General features: G+C 75.0%; 18 protein-coding genes. 17 read left to right on the forward strand and 1 reads right to left on the reverse strand.

What is annotated here, in order from left to right:
• The first annotated feature begins 33 nt into the window (after positions 1-33).
• From BJ968_RS19160 to BJ968_RS19175, 4 genes are all read left to right on the forward strand, one after another.
• Entirely contained in the window at positions 34-837 is an 804-nt protein-coding gene (locus tag BJ968_RS19160) for a carbohydrate ABC transporter permease (RefSeq protein ID WP_218886470.1), read from the forward strand.
• A 25-nt stretch (positions 838-862) separates the two neighbouring features.
• Positions 863-3,148 (forward strand): family 78 glycoside hydrolase catalytic domain, encoded by a 2,286-nt coding sequence (locus tag BJ968_RS19165; protein WP_218885172.1) that lies wholly within the window; start codon positions 863-865, stop codon positions 3,146-3,148.
• 64 nt (positions 3,149-3,212) lie between these two features.
• On the forward strand, positions 3,213-4,058 hold the full coding sequence (locus BJ968_RS19170; RefSeq protein WP_179754534.1) for a M15 family metallopeptidase: 846 nt from the start codon (positions 3,213-3,215) through the stop codon (positions 4,056-4,058).
• A gap of 27 nt (positions 4,059-4,085) precedes the next feature.
• Positions 4,086-4,364: an acylphosphatase gene (locus BJ968_RS19175; RefSeq protein ID WP_179754536.1), complete on the forward strand. Its 279-nt coding sequence runs from the start codon at positions 4,086-4,088 to the stop codon at positions 4,362-4,364.
• Here BJ968_RS19175 and BJ968_RS19180 read toward each other — a convergent pair.
• Complete coding sequence (locus BJ968_RS19180) at positions 4,361-5,560, reverse strand: multidrug effflux MFS transporter (RefSeq protein ID WP_484496872.1); 1,200 nt, start codon at positions 5,558-5,560, stop codon at positions 4,361-4,363. The two genes, BJ968_RS19175 and BJ968_RS19180, sit on opposite strands and share 4 nt — an antisense overlap.
• Before the next feature lie 338 nt (positions 5,561-5,898).
• On the opposite strand from BJ968_RS19180, the gene smc reads away from it, so the two are divergent.
• The 13 genes from smc (at position 5,899) to rplS (ending at position 20,828) form a co-directional block, all read left to right on the forward strand.
• Positions 5,899-9,462, forward strand: coding sequence for a chromosome segregation protein SMC (smc, locus tag BJ968_RS19185; RefSeq protein ID WP_179754538.1), 3,564 nt, complete (start codon positions 5,899-5,901; stop codon positions 9,460-9,462).
• Positions 9,463-9,568: 106 nt separating this feature from the next.
• Positions 9,569-9,823, forward strand: a complete 255-nt coding sequence (locus BJ968_RS19190; protein WP_179754540.1) for a hypothetical protein — start codon at positions 9,569-9,571, stop codon at positions 9,821-9,823.
• 138 nt (positions 9,824-9,961) lie between these two features.
• The gene (gene ftsY / locus BJ968_RS19195) at positions 9,962-11,131 is read left to right on the forward strand and encodes a signal recognition particle-docking protein FtsY (protein WP_179754542.1); all 1,170 of its coding nucleotides are present in this window, start codon (positions 9,962-9,964) and stop codon (positions 11,129-11,131) included.
• 163 nt (positions 11,132-11,294) lie between these two features.
• Positions 11,295-12,629 carry an ammonium transporter gene (locus BJ968_RS19200; RefSeq protein ID WP_179754545.1) on the forward strand — a complete coding sequence of 445 codons (1,335 nt, stop codon included), beginning with the start codon at positions 11,295-11,297 and terminating at the stop codon, positions 12,627-12,629.
• The gene (locus BJ968_RS19205; RefSeq protein ID WP_179754547.1) at positions 12,626-12,964 is read left to right on the forward strand and encodes a P-II family nitrogen regulator; all 339 of its coding nucleotides are present in this window, start codon (positions 12,626-12,628) and stop codon (positions 12,962-12,964) included. Before BJ968_RS19200 ends, BJ968_RS19205 begins: the two co-directional genes overlap by 4 nt.
• Before the next feature lie 91 nt (positions 12,965-13,055).
• Positions 13,056-15,371, forward strand: a complete 2,316-nt coding sequence (locus tag BJ968_RS19210) for a [protein-PII] uridylyltransferase (RefSeq protein WP_425491526.1) — start codon at positions 13,056-13,058, stop codon at positions 15,369-15,371.
• A 14-nt stretch (positions 15,372-15,385) separates the two neighbouring features.
• Positions 15,386-16,954, forward strand: coding sequence for a signal recognition particle protein (gene ffh / locus BJ968_RS19215; protein WP_179754549.1), 1,569 nt, complete (start codon positions 15,386-15,388; stop codon positions 16,952-16,954).
• Positions 16,951-18,024 carry an amidohydrolase family protein gene (locus BJ968_RS19220; protein WP_179754552.1) on the forward strand — a complete coding sequence of 358 codons (1,074 nt, stop codon included), beginning with the start codon at positions 16,951-16,953 and terminating at the stop codon, positions 18,022-18,024. The genes ffh and BJ968_RS19220 overlap by 4 nt, the downstream gene beginning before the upstream one ends.
• A gap of 225 nt (positions 18,025-18,249) precedes the next feature.
• Positions 18,250-18,648: a 30S ribosomal protein S16 gene (gene rpsP / locus BJ968_RS19225; protein WP_179754554.1), complete on the forward strand. Its 399-nt coding sequence runs from the start codon at positions 18,250-18,252 to the stop codon at positions 18,646-18,648.
• A gap of 4 nt (positions 18,649-18,652) precedes the next feature.
• The gene (locus BJ968_RS19230) at positions 18,653-18,892 is read left to right on the forward strand and encodes an RNA-binding protein (protein ID WP_179754556.1); all 240 of its coding nucleotides are present in this window, start codon (positions 18,653-18,655) and stop codon (positions 18,890-18,892) included.
• Between the two features lie 77 nt (positions 18,893-18,969).
• A complete protein-coding gene (rimM, locus tag BJ968_RS19235; protein WP_179754558.1) occupies positions 18,970-19,491 on the forward strand; it encodes a ribosome maturation factor RimM in 522 nt (173 codons plus the stop codon).
• Positions 19,491-20,333: a tRNA (guanosine(37)-N1)-methyltransferase TrmD gene (gene trmD, locus BJ968_RS19240; RefSeq protein ID WP_179754560.1), complete on the forward strand. Its 843-nt coding sequence runs from the start codon at positions 19,491-19,493 to the stop codon at positions 20,331-20,333. The genes rimM and trmD overlap by 1 nt, the downstream gene beginning before the upstream one ends.
• A 132-nt stretch (positions 20,334-20,465) precedes the next feature.
• A complete protein-coding gene (gene rplS, locus BJ968_RS19245) occupies positions 20,466-20,828 on the forward strand; it encodes a 50S ribosomal protein L19 (RefSeq protein WP_179754562.1) in 363 nt (120 codons plus the stop codon).
• Positions 20,829-20,839 lie beyond the last annotated feature (11 nt).

Here is a 20,839-nt window from a genome sequence, read left to right on the forward strand (position 1 = left end):
ACCCGCACGGCCTCCGCGCTCACCCGGTGGGGACTGGGGGGCCTGGCGATCGTGGCCAGCGTCGTCGTGTTCCTCGTGCCGTTCGCGTTCATCGTCACCACCGCCGTCATGGACGCCCAGCAGGCCGGGGAGTTCGCCCTGGCCTGGCCGCGGAACCTGCAGTTCGTGGAGAACTTCACCACCGTCCTGCAGGCGCGGGACTACCTGCTGGTCATCGCCTTCATCAACTCCACCATCCTCACCGTGGTGTCGGTGACGGCACTGGTCGTGCTCGGGGCGATGGTCGCCTTCGTGCTGCAGCGCCGCCGGTCCCGCCTCACCGGGCTGGTGAACTTCCTCGTGCTGGCCGGGCTCATCATGCCCCCGGCCGTCGTCCCGACGATCTGGGTCCTGCAGCGGCTGGGCCTGTTCGGGGGGATGCCCGGGCTCATCCTCGTCGAGATCGCCTACGGCCTCTCGTTCACGGTCCTGCTGTTCCGCGCCTTCCTGGGCACCGTCCCGCGGGAACTGGACGAGGCGGCCGTCCTCGACGGCGCCGGCCCGTTCCGGCTGTTCTTCCGGGTGATCCTGCCGCTGCTGCGGCCGGTCACGGTGACGATCATCGTGGTGCAGTCGGTGACCATCTTCAACGACTTCACCAACCCGCTGTACTTCGCCCCCGGCGACCAGAACGCGACGGTGCAGCTGACGCTGTTCAACTTCCAGAGCCAGAACCTCACGTCCTACAACCTGCTGTTCATGGACATCCTGCTCATCACGATCCCGCCGCTGGTCATGTACCTGTTCTTCAACCGTCAGATCGTCGCCGGCATGACGTCCGGCGCCGTCAAGGGCTAGACCGCTCCCAGGAGGAGACCACCCGATGTCCCCACGCTGGCAGGCCGCGATGATCGCGGCCGACGACGTGACCCAGGCCCCACTGCTGCGCACCGCGTTCACCCTCGACCCCGGCCACGGGGAGGTGACGTCGGCCGTCCTGCACCTGTCCGCCCTCGGTGTCGTCGAACCCCACCTCGACGGCGAACCCGTCGGGGAGGACGTCCTCACCCCCGGCTGGAGCTCCTACGAGTGGCGGCTGCGGTACGTCAGCCACGACGTGACCGCGCGGCTGGCGGCGGGGGACACGGCGGGGGACACGGCGGGGGGCACGGGGGAGGACCACGTGCTCGGCCTGGCCCTCGGCAACGGCTGGGCCGTGGGCCGGCTGGCCTGGAGCGGCCACCGCGGCCTGTACGCGCCCGAGCCCAGCGCCATCGCCCAGCTCGAGGTCACCTTCGCCGACGGCCACCGGCAGACCGTCGCCACGGGCCCGGACTGGCAGGCGCGCGCCTCGGCCGTCACGGCCGACGAGATCTACGACGGCCAGGACGTCGACGCCCGGCTCCTCGTCCCCCGCTGGGCCGCGGTGGACGGGCCCGCCGACGGGTGGTCCGGCGTGCACGTCGTCGACTTCGACACCGCCCGGCTCACCGAGCACCTCGGGCCGCCCGTGCGGCGGCAGGAGGTCGTCCGCCCCGTCGCGGTCACGACCTCCCCGAGCGGGAAGACGCTCGTCGACTTCGGGCAGAACCTCGTCGGCTGGCTGCGGTTCACCGTGGCCGGCGGAGCAGGCTCGACCATCACGGTCCGGCACGCCGAGGTCCTCGAGCACGGCGAGCTCGGCACCCGTCCGCTGCGCACCGCGAAGGCCACCGACCGCTTCACGCTCTCGGGCGGCACCGACACCTTCGAGCCGACGTTCACGTTCCACGGGTTCCGGTACGCCGAGGTCACCGGCTGGCCCGGCGAGCTCACCGTCGACGACCTCGAAGCCGTCGTCGTGCACTCCGAACTGCGCCGCACGGGCGAGTTCGAGTGCTCCCACGAGCTCGTCAACCAGCTGCACCGCAACGTCGTGTGGGGGCAGAAGGGCAACTTCCTCGACGTGCCCACCGACTGCCCGCAGCGCGACGAGCGCCTCGGCTGGACCGGTGACCTCGCCGTGTTCGGCCCCACCGCCGCGTACCTGTTCGACGTCTCGGCGTTCCTGCGGGACTGGCTGCGCGACCTGGACGCCGAGCAGGCCCACGACGACGGCATCACCCCGTACGTCGTCCCGGACGTCCTGAAGTTCTCCCCGCCCAAGGAGCTGCGCGGCAAACCCGACTCCACGTGCTTCTGGTCCGACGTCGCGGTGTGGCTGCCGTGGACGCTGTACCAGGCCTACGGGGACCGCGAGGCGCTGGCCGAGGCCTACCCGGCCGCGGCCGCGCACGTCCGCCACGTCGCCACGCTCCTGTCGCCGACCGACCTGTGGGACCAGGGGTTCCAGTTCGCCGACTGGCTCGACCCCGACGCGCCGCCGGACGACCCGGCCGCGGCCAAGGCGGACAAGGGCGTCGTGGCGACGGCGGCGATCTTCCGCTCCGCCCGCACGGCCGCGGACACCGCCCGCGTGCTCGGGAAGGAGGAGGACGCCGCCGAGTTCGACGCCCTCGCCGCCCGGCTGCGCACCGCCTTCGGCCGGCACTACGTCTCCGACGACGGCACCGTGCTCTCGGACTGCGCCACCGTCTACGCCCTGGCCATCGAGTTCGGGCTGCTCGACGGTGACCTGGAGGTGAAGGCGGGCGACCGGCTCGCCGAGGTCGTCGAGAAGGCGGGCTACCGCGTCTCGACCGGTTTCGCGGGGACCCCCTACGTCACCGACGCGCTCACCTCGACCGGCCACCTGGACGAGGCGTACAGGCTGCTGCTGGAGGAGGGCTGCCCGTCCTGGCTGTACCCCGTGACCATGGGGGCCACGACGATCTGGGAGCGCTGGGACTCGATGCTGCCCGACGGGACCATCAACCCCGGCCAGATGACGAGCTTCAACCACTACGCCCTCGGCGCGGTGGCGGACTGGGTGCACCGCGTCGTCGCGGGCCTGTCCCCGCTGGAGCCCGGGTACGCGAAGTCGCTCGTCGCCCCGCGGCCCGGCGGCGGGATCACCTGGGCCAGGGGGTCGCTGGACACCCCCCACGGCCGGCTCGCCGTGAGCTGGCGGCAGGAGGACGGCGGGCTCAGCGTGGACGTCACGGTGCCGCCCGGCACGAGCGCGGTCCTGCGGCTGCCCGACGGCCGCGAGCACGAGCTGGCCGCCGGCGACCACCGCGTCACGGCCTGAGACCCGGCCCGGGCGTCCCGGCGCGGCGCGTGCCCCGCGCGCGCCGCGCTGGGACACTGCCCGCATGACCCCCGCCCCGGTGCGACCGTCCCCGTTCGCGCCCCAGGTGCGGCCCGACGGGTCGCGCCGGTTCAGCCACGACGCCGTCGTCGCGCGGCGCACGCTGCTGGCCGGGCTCGTCGTCGCGGGAGCCAGCGGCGGCGTCCTGCTCACCCAGCTGCGGTCCCCGCACGAGACCGCCTCGGCGGCCGACCCGGCCGTGCACGACCCCGTCGCGCTCACCGCCCCCGAACCGGCCCCCGGCACCGCCCCCGCGACGGCCCCGCCACCGGGCCCGTCGACGACGGACGCGGCCAGCCCGTGGGTCGTCGTCAACAAGCAGCACCCGCTGAACCCCCTGGAGTACGCCCCCGAGCTGGCCGTCGTGGGCGGCAAGGAGGTCGCCGCCTCCATCGCCGGGGACCTGCGGGCCCTGCTGGACGCGGCCCGCGCCGAGGGGGTCTCGCTGAGCATCACCAGCGGGTACCGCTCCTTCAGCCGGCAGCGGTCCGTGCACGACAGCTCGGTCGCCCGCAACGGGCTGGAGAGCGCCGAGAGCCTGTCGGCCCGCCCCGGCTACAGCGAGCACCAGACCGGCCTGGCCGTCGACTTCGGCGGCAGCTCCGCGCCGGGCTGCCTGCTGGAGAACTGCTTCGGCCAGACACCGGAGTCGGCCTGGCTGCGGGCCCGCGCCGGCGCGTTCGGGTTCCTGCTGCGCTACCCCGAGGGCGCGACCCCCGTCACCGGGTACGAGCCGGAGCCGTGGCACTGGCGCTGGGTCGGCACCGACCTGCTGGCGCGCATGGCCGAGCGGGGCGTCACCACGCTGGAGGAGTTCTTCGGGATCAGCGGCGGGACGGCGTACGCCTGAGCCGCTCCGGTGCGGCAGGCTGATCGCGTGGAACGACTCACCGCACTCGTCACCGGCCGCGTCCAGGGCGTCGGCTTCCGGTGGTGGACCAAGGCCCAGGCCGACGAGCTCGGCCTCGCGGGCAGCGCCACCAACACCTCCGACGGCCACGTCGAGGTGGTCGCCGAGGGGGAGCGCGAGCCGCTGCGCCAGCTGCTGTCCCGCCTGCGCGCGGACCCCTCCGCCCACGGGCGCCCCGGTCGGGTCACCCGGGTCACCGACCACTGGGGACCCGCCGAGGGCGCCCGGGGGTTCGAGACGACCTAGCCCTTGGCCGGGGCCTCGACCGCGGCGAGCCGGGCCGCGGTGGCCGGGCGCGCCACGGTGAACAGCACCAGCGCCGCCGCCGCCGTGCAGCCCAGCATCACCGTCACCATCGGCACCGCCGAGTGCTCACCGGCCAGCCCGACCAGCGGGGACACCAGCGCCCCCACGGTGAACTGCAGCGCCCCCTGCAGGGCCGAGCCCGTCCCGGAGGCGAAGCGCACCTCGTCGGCGGCCAGCGCCGTGGCGTTGCCGAAGATGAGGCCGCAGCTGAAGACGTTGAACCACAGCAGGACCAGGACGGCGGGCGTCCAGGCGTCGAGGGCGACGACGGCCGTGAACAGCCCGGCGGCGCAGACGAGCTGGAGGAGCACCCCGGCCGTCAGGACCTGCACGGGGGAGCGGCGGCGCAGGGCGCGGGTCGAGACCGCGCCCCCGGCGGCGATGCCCACCGCGTTGGCCGCGAAGACGAGGGAGAAGGTCCCCTGCGACAGCCCCACGACGTTCTGCAGCACGAACGGCGACGCGGACACGTAGGAGAAGACCGTCGCGAAGACCAGGACGAGGGTGCCGACGTAGCCGACGTACCCGCGGCGCGAGAGCACCGCCCGGCACGTCACCAGCACGTCGCGCACCCCGCCGGAGTGCCGGCGCTCGCGCGGCAGCGTCTCGGGCACGGCGAACCAGGCCGCGACCGCCATGACCAGGGCGGCCAGGGCCGTGACGCCGAAGATCCCGCGCCAGCCGCCGTGGCCGGCGACGAGACCGCCCAGCAGCGGGGCGACGACGGGGGCGACGCCACCGATGACGCCCAGGGTGGAGAACGCCCGCGCCGCGGCGCGCCCGGTGGCCAGGTCCGCGACGACGGCGCGGCCGATGACGACCCCCGCGGCCCCCGCGAAGCCCTGCACGAGCCGTGCCACGACGAGCACGGCGATGGAGGGGCTCAGCGCGCACACGACCCCGGCGGCGAACGTCACGAGCGTCCCGGCCAGCAGCAGCCGGCGCCGGCCGAGGCGGTCCGACAGCGGCCCCAGGACGAGCTGGCCGGTGGCCATGCCCAGCATGAACGTCGTCAGCGTCAGCTGGACGTGCGCCGCGCTCGTCGACAGGTCCGAGGCCAGGCCGGGGAAGGTCGGCAGGTACATGTCGACGGCGAACGGCCCGATCGCGACGAGCAGCGCGAGCGTCACCAGCAGGCGCACCGGGACGTCCTGGCCGGCCGGGCCGGGCAGCGGGCCCGCGGGCGAGCCGGGGACGGTCCGCGGCTGCGGGAGGAACCGGCGGCTGCGGGCGGGGCGGGCGGGGCGGGAACGACCGGCGGGGCGGGTCGGCACGGAGGTCCTTCCGGGTGGGACGGCCGGGACGGCGAGGTGTTCCACCGTCGTGGCGAGGTGTTCCACCGTTGTACAGCGCCGGGGCGTCGCGGGCCGAGCGCATCGCGTGTCGTCCCGGGCGTCATTCCACCTCGTGATGGGAGCGGCCCACCGCCCGGCCTCACCGGATCACGGGCCGTTCCTCGTTAGGCTTCCCGACCGTGCACCTGAAGACCCTCACCCTCAAGGGGTTCAAGTCGTTCGCCTCCGCGACGACGCTGCGGCTGCAGCCGGGGATCACGTGCGTCGTCGGCCCCAACGGCTCGGGCAAGTCCAACGTCCTGGACGCCCTCACCTGGGTGATGGGGGAGAGCAGCGCCAAGAGCCTGCGCGGCGGGAAGATGGAGGACGTCATCTTCGCCGGCACCACCGGCGCGGAGGGCCGCGCGGCCCTGGGCCGGGCCGAGGTGTCCCTGACGATCGACAACTCCGACGGGGCCCTGCCCATCGAGTTCGCCGAGGTGACGATCACCCGGACGATGTTCCGCACGGGCGGCTCGGAGTACCGGATCAACGGCCAGACGTGCCGGCTGCTGGACGTGCAGGAACTGCTGTCCGACTCCGGCATCGGCCGCGAGATGCACGTCGTCGTCGGCCAGGGGCAGATCGACGCCGTCCTGCACGCCTCCCCCGAGGAGCGCCGCGCGTTCGTCGAGGAGGCCGCGGGCGTCCTGAAGCACCGGCGCCGCAAGGAGAAGGCGCTGCGCAAGCTCGACGCGATGGAGGCCAACCTCACGCGCGTGGCGGACCTGATCACCGAGATCCGCCGGCAGCTGCGGCCCCTGGGCCGGCAGGCCGAGGCCGCCCGCCGGGCCCAGGTCGTCCAGGCCGACCTGCGCGACGCCCGGCTGCGCCTGCTGGCCGACGACCTCGTGCAGGCCAGCAGCTCCCTGCGCCGCGACGAGGCCGACGAGGCCGCGCTGAAGACCCGGCAGGCCCAGGTCGAGGCCGACCTCGCCGAGGCCGCGACCCGCCTGGCCGCCGCCGAGCGGGCCGCCGCGGCCGCCGCCCCGGACCTGGCCCGCGCCGTCGAGACCCACCACCGGCTCGACGCCCTGGCCGAGCGCCTGCGGGGCGTCCAGGCGCTCGCCGCCGAACGGCTGCGGCTGCTGGCGGCCGAACCGGAGGAGCAGACCGGCCGCCGCGACCCCGAGGAGCTGGCCGCCCAGGCCGACCGCGTCCGCGCCGAGGAGGCCGAGCTCGCCGGGCAGGTCGCCGCCCACCGCGCGGCCCTCGACGACGTGCTCGCCGCGCGCGCCGAGGCCGACCGGGCCGCCCGCGCCGAGGACCAGCGCGTGGCCGCCGCCCTGCGCGCCGCCGCCGACCGCCGCGAGGGCCTGGCCCGCCTCGGCGGGCAGGTCGCCGCCCGCACCTCGCGCGTGGAGGCCGCCGAGGCCGAGCTCGAACGGCTCTCGGCGACGCTGGCCGACGCCGAGGCGCGCCGGGCGAAGGCGCAGTCGCAGTTCACGGCGCTGGAGACGCAGGTCGCCGGGGTCGAGGAGGGCGAGGAGAGCCTCGACGCCGAGCACGAGGCCGCCGCCGAGCAGCTCCAGCTCGCCGAGGCCGCCCACGAGGACGCCCGCACCGAGCTGCAGGCCGCCGAGCGCGACCGCGCCGCGTGGGCCGCGCGCAAGGAGGCCCTCGAGATCGGCCTGACCCGCGGCGACGGCGCCGGGGCCCTGCTGGCCGCCGGACCCGCCGTCTCCGGGGTGCTGGGGTCGGTCGCCGCGCTGCTGGACGTCGAACCCGGCTACGAGCAGGCCGTCGCGGCCGCCCTCGGCTCGGCCGCGGACGCCGTCGCGGTCGCCACCCCCGGCGACGCCGTGCGCGCCATCGAGCACCTCAAGGCCGGCGACGCCGGCCGGGCCGGGCTGGTCGTGGCCACCGCCGGTGACACCGGCGCGGTGGCCGGCGCGCCCGCGGGCTCGCGCGCCGCGCTGGACCTCGTGCGGGTGCCGGAGGACCTGCGCCCGGCGCTGACCCGGCTGCTGGGCGACGTCGTGGTCGTCGACGGGCTCGAGCAGGCCCAGCACCTCGTGCAGACCTCCCCGGGGCTGGTCGCCGTCACCCGCGACGGGGACCTGCTCGGTGCCCACGTCGCCGCGGGAGGCTCCTCCTCCGCCCCGAGCCTGCTGCAGGTCCAGGCCGCCGTCGACGAGGCCGCCGACGCCCTGGCCGCCGCCTCGCACCGCGCCCAGCGCGCGCAGTTCGCCCTCCAGCAGACCCAGACCGCCCGCGCCGCCGCCACCGAGCGCGTCGAGGCCGCCCTGGACCGGCTGCACGACTCCGACGCCCGCATGAACGCCGTCGCCGAGCAGCTCGGGCAGCTCGGCTCGGCCGTGCGCGGCGCCGCGGCCGAGGCCGACCGCGTCCGCACCGCGCGCGAGCAGGTCACCGCCCGGCTGGAGGCCGACCGCGCCGAGCTGGCCGAGCTGACCGAGCGGTTCGAGGCCGCCTCGGCCGCCCCGGCCGACGACGGCGACGTGTCCACCGACGAGCGCGACCGCCTCGCCGAGGCGGCCCGCGGGTTCGGCCGGGCCGAGACCGAGGCCCGGCTGGCGCTGCGCACGACCGAGGAGCGGGCCCGCGCCCTCGCCGGTCGCGCCGACTCCCTGCAGCGGCAGGCCCGTGAGGAGCTGGCCGCCCGCGAGCGCGCCGCCGCCCGCCGGGAGCGGCGCGCCGAGCAGTCCCGCGTGGCCACGGCCGTGCGGGACGGGGCCCAGCGGGCGCTGGCGGCGTGGGAGTCGTCCCACGCCCAGGCCGCGCGCCTGCGCGAAGCGGCCGAGGCGGCCCGCGCGCGGTTCGAGGAGGAGCTCACCGGCGCGCGGCGCACGGTGGAGTCGCTGAAGGCCGAGCAGCAGCGCCTGGGCGACACCCGACACGCCGACGAGGTCGCCCGCGCCCAGCAGCGCTGGAAGATCGACCAGCTGCGGCAGCGGGCGCTGGACGAGCTGGGCACCGACCCCGACGTCCTCGTCGAGGAGTTCGGCCCCGACCAGCTCGTCCCGCCCTCCCCGCCGGCCCCCGGCGAGACCGCCGCCGCGACGGAGCCGCGGCCCTACGTGCGCGCCGAGCAGGACAAGCGCCGCCGCGCGGCCGAGCGCGCCCTGTCCCAGCTCGGTCAGGTCAACCCGCTGGCGCTGGAGGAGTACGCGGCGATGGAGGAGCGGCACCAGTTCCTCGTTACCCAGTCCGACGACCTCAAGACCTCCCGCAAGGACCTCCTCGACATCGTCAAGGAGGTCGACGAGCGCGTCGAGCGGGTCTTCACCGAGGCGTTCGCGGAGGTCGCCCAGCAGTACGAGGAGGTGTTCCCGCGGCTGTTCCCCGGCGGGGAGGGCCGGCTCGTGCTGACCGACCCCGCCGACATGCTGACCACGGGCATCGAGGTGGAGGCGCGACCGGCGGGCAAGAAGGTCAAGCGGCTGTCGCTGCTGTCCGGCGGGGAGCGGTCGCTGGCCGCCGTCGCGATGCTCGTCGCGATCTTCCGCGCCCGCCCCAGCCCGTTCTACGTCATGGACGAGGTGGAGGCCGCGCTCGACGACGCGAACCTGTCCCGGCTGATCACCCTGTTCGAGGAGCTGCGCGCCACCAGCCAGCTGATCATCATCACGCACCAGAAGCGCACCATGCAGATCGCCGACGCCCTCTACGGCGTGACGATGCGCGGGGACGGGATCAGCACCGTCGTCAGCCAGCGGCTGCGTGAGGGGCAGCCCACCTGACGGTGACGCCCCGATGAGCATCCGGTCACGGACCAGCAACGACGGCGTGGGCGGAGTGGTGCGGGCGTGACCCCCGGGGCAAGGTGGACCTCGTGGTGAGGACATGGTGACGACCCTGCTGGTGACGTTCGCCCTCACGGTGGGCCTGGCGCTCGTCGTGCTGCTGTCGGTCGCGGCCCCCACGCTGCGCCGCCGCGGCAGCCGGACCATGGCCCGGATCGACGCCGCGGCCGAACGGGCCCTGCCAGTCCTGCGGCACCACCGCGACCGCGCCGCCGCCCAGCTCGCCGACCGGCTCGAGGCCCAGCGCCGCGCCGCCCGGTCCCCGCGCGACGACCACGGGGCCGCGCGCGCCCGCTGACGCGCCCCGCTCGAAGCACGGTTCGCGCCCTCCCGGACCCGTTCCCGGGGGCGCGAACCGTGCTCGGAGCGGTGACCGGCGAGCCGCGGGGCAGCGGCCGACCCGCAGGGGGCCGGCGGTCTGGGAAGATCGGGGCTCGTGGAGACCCTCGAGATCGTCATCGGCCTCATCGCGGTCATCGCCCTGGCGGCGGTGGGCGCGGTGGTCGGCTTCGTCCGGCCCCGTCGGCGCCGCTCGCTGCCGCCGCGACCGGCCCGGCGGCCCGGCACCGCGGACGCGGAGCACCTGCCGGGCGTCGGTGACGACGCGGAGGTGCCGCGGGACAGCCCCACCCGCACCGTCGAGGACGTCACCCTGCCCGAGGGCCCGGTCCTGGAGCGCCCGGCCCCCGTGCTGGGCCGCCTGGTGCGCCTGCGGGGGCGCCTGGCCCGCTCCAACTCCGCCCTGGGCCAGGGCCTGCTCGCCCTGCTCTCGCGCGACACCCTCGACGAGGCCACGTGGGAGGAGGTCGAGGAGACCCTGCTGCTGGCCGACGTCGGGTTCGAGCCGACCACCCGCATCGTCGACGCCCTGCGCGAGCGCGTGAAGGTCCTCGGCACCCGCGACCCCGAGCACCTGCGCGGCATGCTCCGCGAGGAGCTGCTGTCCGTCATCGGCCCCGACCTCGACCGCTCCCTGACGGTCGAGCGCCAGGGCTCGCGCCCGGCCGTCGTCATGGTCGTCGGCGTCAACGGCACGGGGAAGACGACGACCGTCGGCAAGATCGCCCGCATGCTCGTCGCGCAGGACAAGGACGTCGTCCTCGGCGCGGCCGACACCTTCCGCGCCGCCGCCGCCGACCAGCTCGCGACGTGGGGCGACCGCGTGGGCGTGCCCACGGTCCGCTCCGACCGCGACGGCGCCGACCCCGCCGCCGTCGCCTTCGACGCCGTCAAGCAGGGCATCGAGGCCGAGGTCGACGTCGTGCTCATCGACACCGCCGGCCGGCTGCAGAACAAGGTCGGGCTGATGGACGAGCTCGGCAAGGTCAAGCGCGTCGTCGAGCGGCACGGGCCGGTCGACGAGGTGCTCCTGGTCCTGGACGCGACCACCGGCCAGAACGGGCTGCGGCAGGCGGCCGTCTTCTCCGAGGTCGTCGACGTCACCGGCATCGTCCTGACCAAGCTCGACGGGACCGCCAAGGGCGGCATCGTCGTGGCCGTGCAGCGGTCCCTGGGGGTCCCGGTCAAGCTCGTGGGGCTGGGCGAGGGCGCCGACGACCTCGCGCCGTTCGAGCCGGAGGCCTTCGTCGACGCCCTGCTCGGCTGAGGCGCGCGGGGCGCGGCGTAACGCGAAGTTCACACGGACGGCGGCTCCGTCACACGGGTGAAACACGACGTGCGAGGGCCTGTAACGAGGTCACGTCACCTTTGACCTCGCTCACCCCCGACGTCCCGCCGGTTCTGCCGGCCCTGCGGAAGGCCCGTTGCCCATGGATACCGGTGACACCGCCTGGGTGCTCGCCAGCGCCTCGCTCGTGCTGCTGATGACCCCCGGTCTCGCGCTCTTCTACGGCGGCATGGTCCGCGCCAAGAGCGTCCTGAACATGATGATGATGAGCTTCGGCGCGATGGCCCTCATCGGGGTCCTCTGGGTCCTGTACGGCTTCTCGGTCGCCTTCGGCAACGACGTCGGCGGCGGCTGGCTGGGTGACCCGTTCGAGTACTTCGGCCTCAAGGGGCTGCTGGGCGCGGACCACCTGGTCGGGACGCTGCCGGCCATGGCGTTCGTCGGCTTCCAGTCCGCGTTCGCGATCATCGCCGTCGCCCTGATCTCCGGGGCCATCGCCGACCGCGCCAAGTTCGGCGCGTGGATGGTCTTCGCCGGCGTGTGGGCCACGCTCGTCTACTTCCCCGTCGCCCACTGGGTGTTCTCCTTCGACGGCGTCGTCTCCGAGGTCGGCGGGGTCATCGCCGGCTGGGGCGTCATCGACTTCGCCGGTGGGACCGCCATCCACATCAACGCCGGTGCCGCCGGCCTGGCCCTGGCGATCGTCCTGGGCAAGCGCCGCGGGTTCGGCCGCGAGCCCATGCGCCCGCACAACCTGCCGCTGGTCATGCTCGGCGCCGGGATCCTGTGGTTCGGCTGGTTCGGCTTCAACGCCGGCTCGGCCACCGCGGCCAACGGCACCGCCGCGGTCGCCTGGGTCAACACCCTCGCCGCGACCTCCGCCGCCGTCCTCGGCTGGCTGGTCACCGAGAAGGTCCGCGACGGCCACGCCACCTCCCTCGGCGGCGCCTCCGGTGCCGTCGCCGGCCTCGTCGCCATCACCCCCGCCTGCTCGGCCCTCACCCCGGTCACCTCGATCGTCGTCGGGATCCTCGCCGGGGTGCTGTGCGCGCTGGCCGTGGGCCTGAAGTACAAGCTCGGCTACGACGACTCCCTCGACGTCGTCGGCGTCCACCTCGTCGGCGGCCTGTGGGGCACCATCTCCATCGGCCTGTTCGCCACCGCCGACGCCCCCGCGGCCACCGACGGCCTCTTCTACGGCGGCGGCGCCGGCCTCCTGGGCAAGCAGGTCGTGGCCGGGGTCGGCGTCATGCTCTTCTCCTTCGTCGTGACCTGGGTCATCGGCACGGTCATCCAGAAGACGATGGGCTTCCGCATCGACGAGGAGGACGAGGTGGCCGGCATCGACCAGGTCGTCCACGCCGAGTCCGGCTACGACTGGGGCACCCTCACCGGTGGCGGCGGCCGCGTCGCCGGCTCCCCGGCCCGCCCGACCGACGCCCGTCACACGTCCGGCACCTCGGAGGTCTCCGCATGAAGCTCGTCACCGCGATCATCAAGCCCCACAAGCTCGACGACGTGAAGTCGGCCCTGGAGGCCTACGGCATCCAGGGGCTGACGATCTCGGAGTCGTCCGGCTACGGCCGCCAGCGCGGCCACACCGAGGTCTACCGGGGCGCGGAGTACACCGTCGACCTGGTCCCCAAGGTCCGCGTGGAGGTGCTCGTCGACGACGTGGACGTCCACGACGTCGTCGAGGTCGTCGTCAAGAGCGCCCAGACGGGCCGCATCGGCGACGGGAAGGTCTGGACGCAGCCGGTCGACGACGTCGTGCGGGTCCGCACCGGCGAGCACGGCCCCGACGCGCTCTGACCCACCCCGGCAGGAGGAAGCACCTGATGGACGCTCCCGTGGCAGGCCGGCGCTGAGCGCCGACCTGCGCACCGAGCGACTCGCGCTGGCGGTGCGGGCCGGGCGACCCGGCCCGCACCGCCGCGCCGAGCTGGTCCAGCTCGTCGAGTCCCGGTTGCGCGACGTGTGGGACGAGGCCGTGGAGCCGTTCGGCGACCTGCCCGACGGGGTGGCCCTGGCCTGCGTGGGGTCCCTGGCCCGCCGCGACGCCGGACCGGCCAGCGACGTCGACCTCGTCCTGCTGCACGACGGCCGCCGGCTGTCCCGCGACGACGTCGCGGTGCTCGCCGACCGCGTCTGGTACCCGCTGTGGGACAACGGGCTGCGGCTGGACCACTCGGTGCGCACCGCCAAGGAGTGCCGGGAGGTCGCGGCCACCGACCTCGCCGCGGCCACCGGGCTGCTGGACCTGCGGGTCGTCGCCGGCGACGGCGGCCTCGTCGCCCGCACCCGCGGGCACCTGCTCGACGACTGGCGCGCCGGGGCCCGCCGCCGGCTGCCGCAGGTCCTCGACGCCCTCGCCGAGCGCGCCGCGCGCTTCGGGGAGCTGGCCTACCTGCTCGAACCGGACCTGAAGGAGGCCCGCGGCGGGCTGCGCGACGCCATCACGCTGCGCGCCCTCGCCGCGAGCTGGCTGACCGACCGGCCGCACGGCGCGGTCGACGAGGCCCACGCGGTCCTGCTCGACGTCCGCGACGGGCTGCAGACCTCCTCGGGCCGCCCCGGTGACCGGCTCGTCCTGCCCGAGCAGGACGCCACCGCCGTCGTCTGCGGCTACGCCGACGCCGACCTCATGCTCGCCGCCGTCGCCCAGGCCGCCCGCACGATCTCCGCGGCCGTCGACCTCACCGCGCGCCGCGCCCGCCAGTCCATGCCCTCGCGCCGGTTCCGCGCCCAGGGCCGGCGCCCCCGGCTGCGCTCGCTGGGGCACGGCCTCGTCGAGCACGACGGCGAGGTGGTCCTCGGCGCCGGTGCCGCCCCGGCGCAGGACCCCGCGCTGCCGCTGCGGGCCGCCGCGACCGCGGTCCGGGTGGGGCTGCCGCTGTCGCCGGTGACCCTGGAGCACTTCGTCGCCACCTGCCCGCCGCTGCCCACCCCGTGGCCGGCCCCGGCCCGCGAGGCGCTGCTGGAGCTGCTGGCCGCCGGGCCCGCGCAGGTGCCCGTCTGGGAGTCCCTCGACATGGTCGGGCTCGTCGAGCGGTGGGTGCCGCAGTGGACGGCGATCCGCAACCGGCCCCAGCGCAACGCCGTGCACCGCTGGACCGTCGACCGCCACCTCATCGAGACCGCCGTGGCCGCGCAGCCGTTCCTGCGCGAGGTCGAACGCCCCGACCTGCTGCTGCTGGCCGCCCTGACGCACGACCTGGGCAAGCTGCCCGGCGCGCAGGACCACGCCCGCACCGGGGCGCCCCTGGCCCGGGCCGTCGCGCAGCGCCTGGGGTTCGAGGCCGAGGACGTGGAGGTCGTGGGCCGGCTCGTCGCCGAGCACCTGACCCTCGTCGACCTCGCCACCCGGCGCGACCCCGACGACCCGCAGACCGTCGCCGCCCTCGTCGAGGCCGTCGGCGGCCGGCTGGAGACGCTGCAGCTGCTGCGCGCCCTCACCGAGGCCGACGCCCGCGCCGCGGGTCCCACGGCGTGGTCGCCGTGGCGGGCCCGGCTCGTCGACGACCTCGTCGCGCGCGCCACCCGGTCCCTGGCAGGGGAGCAGGCTCCCGGCCCGGCGCCCTTCGACGCCGCCGAGCAGGCCCTGGCCACGGCCGCGGCCGCCGACGGGCGCACGCGCGTCGACGTGCGCGAGGTCGACGGCTTCTTCGTGGTCACCGTCGTGACCCCCGACCGGACGGGGCTGTTCGCCGACCTCGCCGGGCTGCTGGCCGGGCACCGCTTCCTCGTCCGCTCGGCCCTGGTCCGCACGCTCGACGGCGTGGCCGTCGACTCCTGGTGGGTGGAGTCGCCGACGGGGGACCCGCCGTCGCCGGACCTGCTGCGCCAGAGCCTGGACCGCATCGTCGGGGGCGACGTCACCCTGCTGGACCGGCTCTCGGCCCGCGACGCCCAGGCCCGCCGGCCCGCCGGCGGGGGACGCTCGCTCGTGGCGCACCCGCGGGTGGTCATCCTGCCCGGGGCCTCCGAGCGCGCCACCGTGCTGGAGGTGCGCTGCGGCGACCGCCCCGGCCTGCTGCACGCCCTGGGGCGCGCGCTGGCCGCCGAGGGCGTCGACATCCGGTCCGCGCACGTCGCGACGTACGCCGCGCAGGCCGTCGACGTGCTCTACCTGGCCGAGCCGTCGGGGGACCGGCTGAGCCCGCCGCGGGTGGCCCGGGCGATCCAGGTGCTGTCCGACGCGGCCGAGGTCCCCGGTTAGTTAAGGTGGGGGTCGTGTTCGCCACGCTCTCCGACCGTCTCACCGCCACGTTCAAGTCGCTGCGCGGCAAGGGGCGGTTGACCGAAGCCGACGTCGACGCGACCGTCCGGGAGATCCGGCGGGCGCTGCTCGACGCCGACGTCGCGCTGCCCGTCGTCCGGGACTTCACCGCCCGCGTGCGCGAGCGCGCCACCGGCACGGAGGTCGTGGGGCACCTCAACCCGGCCCAGCAGATCGTCAAGATCGTCAACGAGGAGCTCGTCGGCATCCTCGGCGGCGAGACCCGCCGGCTGCGGTTCGCCAAGAACCCCCCGACCGTGATCATGCTCGCCGGTCTGCAGGGGGCCGGGAAGACGACGCTGGCCGGCAAGCTGGGCCGCTGGCTGAAGGGCAACGGCAACCGCCCGCTGCTCGTGGCTTGCGACCTGCAGCGCCCCAACGCCGTCAACCAGCTGCAGATCACCGGTGAGCGCGCCGGGGTCGACGTCTTCGCCCCCGAGCCGGGCAACGGCGTGGGGGACCCGGTCTCGGTCGCGCAGCGCGGCATCGAGCACGCCCGGCACCACCACTACGACGTCGTCGTCGTCGACACCGCCGGCCGCACCGGCGTGGACGCCAAGATGATGCAGCAGGCCATCGACATCCGGGCCGCCGTCCAGCCCGACGAGGTCCTCTTCGTCCTCGACGCCATGATCGGCCAGGACGCCGTCGCCACCGCCGAGGCGTTCCGCGACGGCGTCGGCTTCGACGGCGTCGTGCTCACCAAGCTCGACGGCGACGCCCGCGGTGGCGCGGCCCTGTCGGTGCGCCACGTCACGGGCCAGCCCGTCATGTTCGCCTCCACGGGCGAGAAGCTCGACGACTTCGAGCTCTTCCACCCCGACCGGATGGCCTCGCGCATCCTCGACATGGGTGACGTGATGTCGCTCATCGAGCAGGCCGAGAAGGCCTTCGACGCCGACCAGGCCCAGGCCATGGCGGCCAAGTTCGCCGGCGACGAGGACTTCACCCTCGACGACTTCCTGCAGCAGCTGCAGGCCGTCCGGAACATGGGCTCGCTGAAGAAGATGCTCGGGATGCTGCCGGGCATGGCCCAGATGCGCCAGCAGCTCGACGCCTTCGACGAGCGCGAGTTCGACCGCATCGAGGCCATGGTGCGGTCCATGACGCCGCTGGAGCGCCGCCAGCCGAAGATCATGAACGGCTCGCGCCGGGCCCGCGTCGCCGCCGGCTGCGGGCAGAGCGTCTCGTCCGTCAACGACATGCTCGAACGCTTCGGGCAGGCGCAGAAGATGATGCGCTCGCTGAAGAACGGCCTCGGCGGCGGCGGGCTGCCCGGCATCCCGGGGATGCCCGGGGTCGGCGGCGGGGCGTCGAAGAAGCAGAAGGCGCGCATCGCCGCCTCCAAGGGCAAGAAGAGCAAGAGCGGCAACCCCGCCAAGCGCGCCCAGCAGGAAGCCGCCGCCGCCGAGAGGGCGACGTCCCAGCCGGGCTCGGCCTTCGGGCTGCCCGACCCCTCCAAGGGCTTCGACCCCGCCGACCTCAACCTGCCCAAGGGGTTCGACAAGTACCTGGGCCAGTGAGCCTGCACCTCTCCGGGCCGGTCCTCGTCGGCCCGGACGAGGTGGTCGCCCAGGCGTGGGTCGTCGGCGGTCGCCTGACGTTCTCCCGCCCGGCCTCGGTGAGCGCCACCCTGCCCGGCTGGGTCGTGCCCGGGCTGGTCGACGCGCACTGCCACGTGGGGATCGGGCCGCACGGGCAGGTCCCCGACGACGTCTCCGAAGCCCAGGCGCTCGCCGACCGCGACGCCGGGGCGCTCCTGCTGCGTGACGCCGGGTCGGCGTCGCGGACGCGCTGGATCGACGACCGCGAGGACCTGCCGCGCATCGTCCGCGCGGGCCGGCACCTGGCGCGGACCAGGCGGTACCTGCGGGGGCTGGCCCACGAGATCGAACCCGAGGACCTCGTCGAGCACGTCCGCGTCGAGGCCCGCCGCGGCGACGGCTGGGTCAAGCTCGTCGGCGACTGGATCGACCGCACCACCGGGGACCTGGCCCCGTGCTGGCCCGCCGACGTGCTCGCCGCGGGGGTGGCCGCGGCGCACGAGCTCGGCGCGCGCGTCACCGTGCACCAGTTCGGCGAGGACGGCGTCGAGGACCTCCTCGCCGCGGGGGTCGACGGGATCGAGCACGGGACGGGGCTGTCCGCCGACGTCCTGCCCCGGCTGGCCGCCGCCGGGGTCGCCGTCGTGCCGACGCTGGTGAACATCGCGACGTTCCCCGGCATCGCCGACCGGGGCGAGCCGAAGTTCCCGGCGTACGCCGCGCACATGAGGGCGCTGCACGCGCGGCGGTACGCCAACGTCGCCGCCCTGCACGAGGCGGGCGTGCCGCTGTTCGCCGGGACCGACGCCGGCAGCGTCCTGCCGCACGGGCTGGTCGTCGACGAGCTGCACGAGCTCGTCGCCGCGGGGTTGTCCCCGACCGCCGCGCTGGACGCCGCGACGTGGTCGGCCCGGCGCTGGCTGGGGCACCCCGGGCTGGAGGAGGGGGCCAGCGCGGACCTGCTCGTCCTCGACGGCGACCCGCGCGCCGACCCGGGCGTGCTGCGCCGGCCGCGGGTCGTGCTGCGCGGCCGGCTCCTCACCGGCTGAGGCCCGCCACGACCGGGAGGTCGACCGGGTGCTCCACCGCGGCGTCGGGACGGTGCCGGGCGGACGTGTCGAGAGGCCTGCGCGACCTCTGGCATGATGGACGCGCACTCGTTCGTCCAGGGACCCTCTCACCCGGGACGCGCGCGTCCATGGACAGTCCGGCCCGGCGTCCCCACACCGGGTCCGTGCCGTCCGCCACTCCAGAACCGGGAGACACCCCACACCGTGGCTGTCAAGATTCGCCTCAAGCGCATGGGCCAGATCCGCGCGCCGTTCTACCGCGTCGTCGTCGCCGACTCGCGCAGCAAGCGCGACGGTCGCGCGATCGAGGAGATCGGGCTCTACAACCCGATGACCGACCCCTCGACCATCGAGATCAAGTCCGACCGCGCGCAGTACTGGCTCGGTGTCGGCGCGCAGCCGACCGAGCAGGTCGCCGCGCTGCTGAAGGTCACCGGTGACTGGCAGAAGTTCAAGAACCTGCCCGGCACCGAGGGCACCTACCGCGTCCCGGCCGCCAACACCAAGCCCCCGCGCATCCCCGCCGGTGGCGTCGTGAAGACCGCCGAGACCCCGGCCGAGGCGCCCGCCGCCGACGCCGAGACCCCGGCCGAAGAGTCCTGACCCGGTGCTCGCGGACGCCCTCGAGCACCTCGTGCGCGGCATCGTCGGTCACCCCGACGACGTGCAGGTGACGTCGAAGACGTTGCGGCGCGGCGCGTTGCTCGAAGTTCGCGTGCACCCGGACGACCTGGGCCGGGTCATCGGCCGCTCGGGTCGGACGGCCAAGGCGCTGCGCACCGTCGTCGGTGCCCTCGCCGGCGGCAAGCAGGTGCGGGTCGACCTCGTCGACGTCGACCGCCGCTGAGGACCAGCACTTCCCGGGACGCCGGGGCCGCATGAGCGGCCCCGGCGTTCCGCCGTTCCCGACTTGGAGTTCGTGACGTGGAGTACGTCGTCGCCCGCATCGGGCGCCCGCACGGGGTGCGCGGTGAGGTCACCGTCGAGGTCCGCACCGACGACCCCGACGAGCGGTTCGTCCCCGGCGCGGTCCTGCGCACCGACCCCGACCGGGGCCGGCTCACCGTCGCCTCGGCGCGCTGGCACAACGGCACCCTGCTGCTGACGTTCAGCGAGGTGACCGACCGCACGGCCGTGGAGGCGCTGCGGGACACGCTCCTGCTCGTCGACATCGACGACGAGGCCGACGAGACCGACGACGCCTGGTACCCGCACCAGCTGCGCGGTCTGGCCGCCGTCACGGTGACCGGCACCCCGCTGGGGGTCGTCGCGGACCTGCTGACCGGCACCGCCCAGGACGTCCTCGTCGTCACCGGCACCGACGGCCGCGAGGTCCTCGTGCCGTTCGTGCGCTCCATCGTCCCGACCGTCGACGTGCGCCGGCGCAAGGTCGTGCTCAACCCGCCGGGCGGGCTGTTCGTCGAGCTGCCCGGGGACGCCGACTAGTGCGCCTGGACGTCGTCACGATCTTCGCCGACTACCTGGCCCCGCTGCAGCTCTCGCTCATCGGCAAGGCCCAGCAGCAGGGCCTGCTGGACGTGCGGGTCCACGACCTGCGCGAGCACACCCACGACCGGCACCGCACGGTCGACGACACCCCCTACGGCGGGGGCGCCGGGCTGCTCATGAAGCCCGAGCCGTGGGGCGAGGCGCTGGACGCCCTGCTGGCCGACCCACCCGCCGGCGCGCGCGAGGAGGGCCCCGTGCTGGTCGTGCCCTCGCCGGTGGGGGAGGTCTTCAGCCAGCGCGCCGCGGTGGAGCTGGCCGCCGAGCCGTGGCTCGTCTTCGCCTGCGGCCGCTACGAGGGCATCGACGCGCGCGTCGTGGAGCACTACCGGACGCGGATCCGCGTCCGCGAGGTCTCGCTGGGCGACTACGTCCTCAACGGCGGTGAGGTCGCGGTGCTGGCCATCACCGAGGCCGTCGTCCGGCTGGTGCCCGGCGTCATCGGCAACGCCGCGTCGCTGACGGAGGAGAGCCACGCCCCCGAGCACGACGGCCTGCTGGAGCACCCGGCCTACACCAAGCCCGCCTCCTGGCGGGGGCTGGACGTGCCGGCGGTCCTGGCGGGCGGCAACCACGGGGCCGTGGAGCGCTGGCGCCGGGACGAGGCGTTGCGCCGCACCGCTTCCCGGCGTCCCGACGTGCTGCGGCGGCTGGACCCGGCGCGCTGCGACCGCCACGACCTCGCCGTCCTGGCCGACCTCGGCTGGGTCCCCGGTGATCACGGATTCTCGCTCGGGTCCCCGCCTGTGGCAGACTCGTCAGCTGACAACACCACGCCGTGACGACCGGTGACCGCTGCCCCCGGGCAGCGGGGGTGCGCCCGCCACAGGGGGCCAGCCCGCCGGACCTCCCGCCACGGGACCGATCCCTGCGCCGATGACCTGTGGCGTCCTGCAGGAGGAAAGAGCAGAGCCGTGAACGTGCTCGACAGCATCGACGCAGCCTCGCTGCGCTCGGACGTCCCCGAGTTCCGCGCCGGGGACACCCTGAAGGTCCACGTCAAGGTCATCGAGGGCAGCCGCTCCCGTGTCCAGGTCTTCCAGGGCGTCGTCATCCGCCGCACCGGCGGTGGCGTCCGCGAGGCCTTCACCGTCCGCAAGGTCAGCTTCGGCGTCGGCGTGGAGCGCACCTTCCCGCTGCACACCCCGGTCATCGAGAAGATCGAGGTCGTGACCCGCGGTGACGTCAAGCGCGCCAAGCTGTACTACCTGCGCGACCTGCGCGGCAAGGCCGCCAAGATCAAGGAGCGTCGCGACGCGGTGAACCCGCGCGGCTGACACCAGCGCAC

Source organism: Kineococcus aurantiacus (assembly GCF_013409345.1).
Lineage (GTDB): Bacteria > Actinomycetota > Actinomycetes > Actinomycetales > Kineococcaceae > Kineococcus > Kineococcus aurantiacus.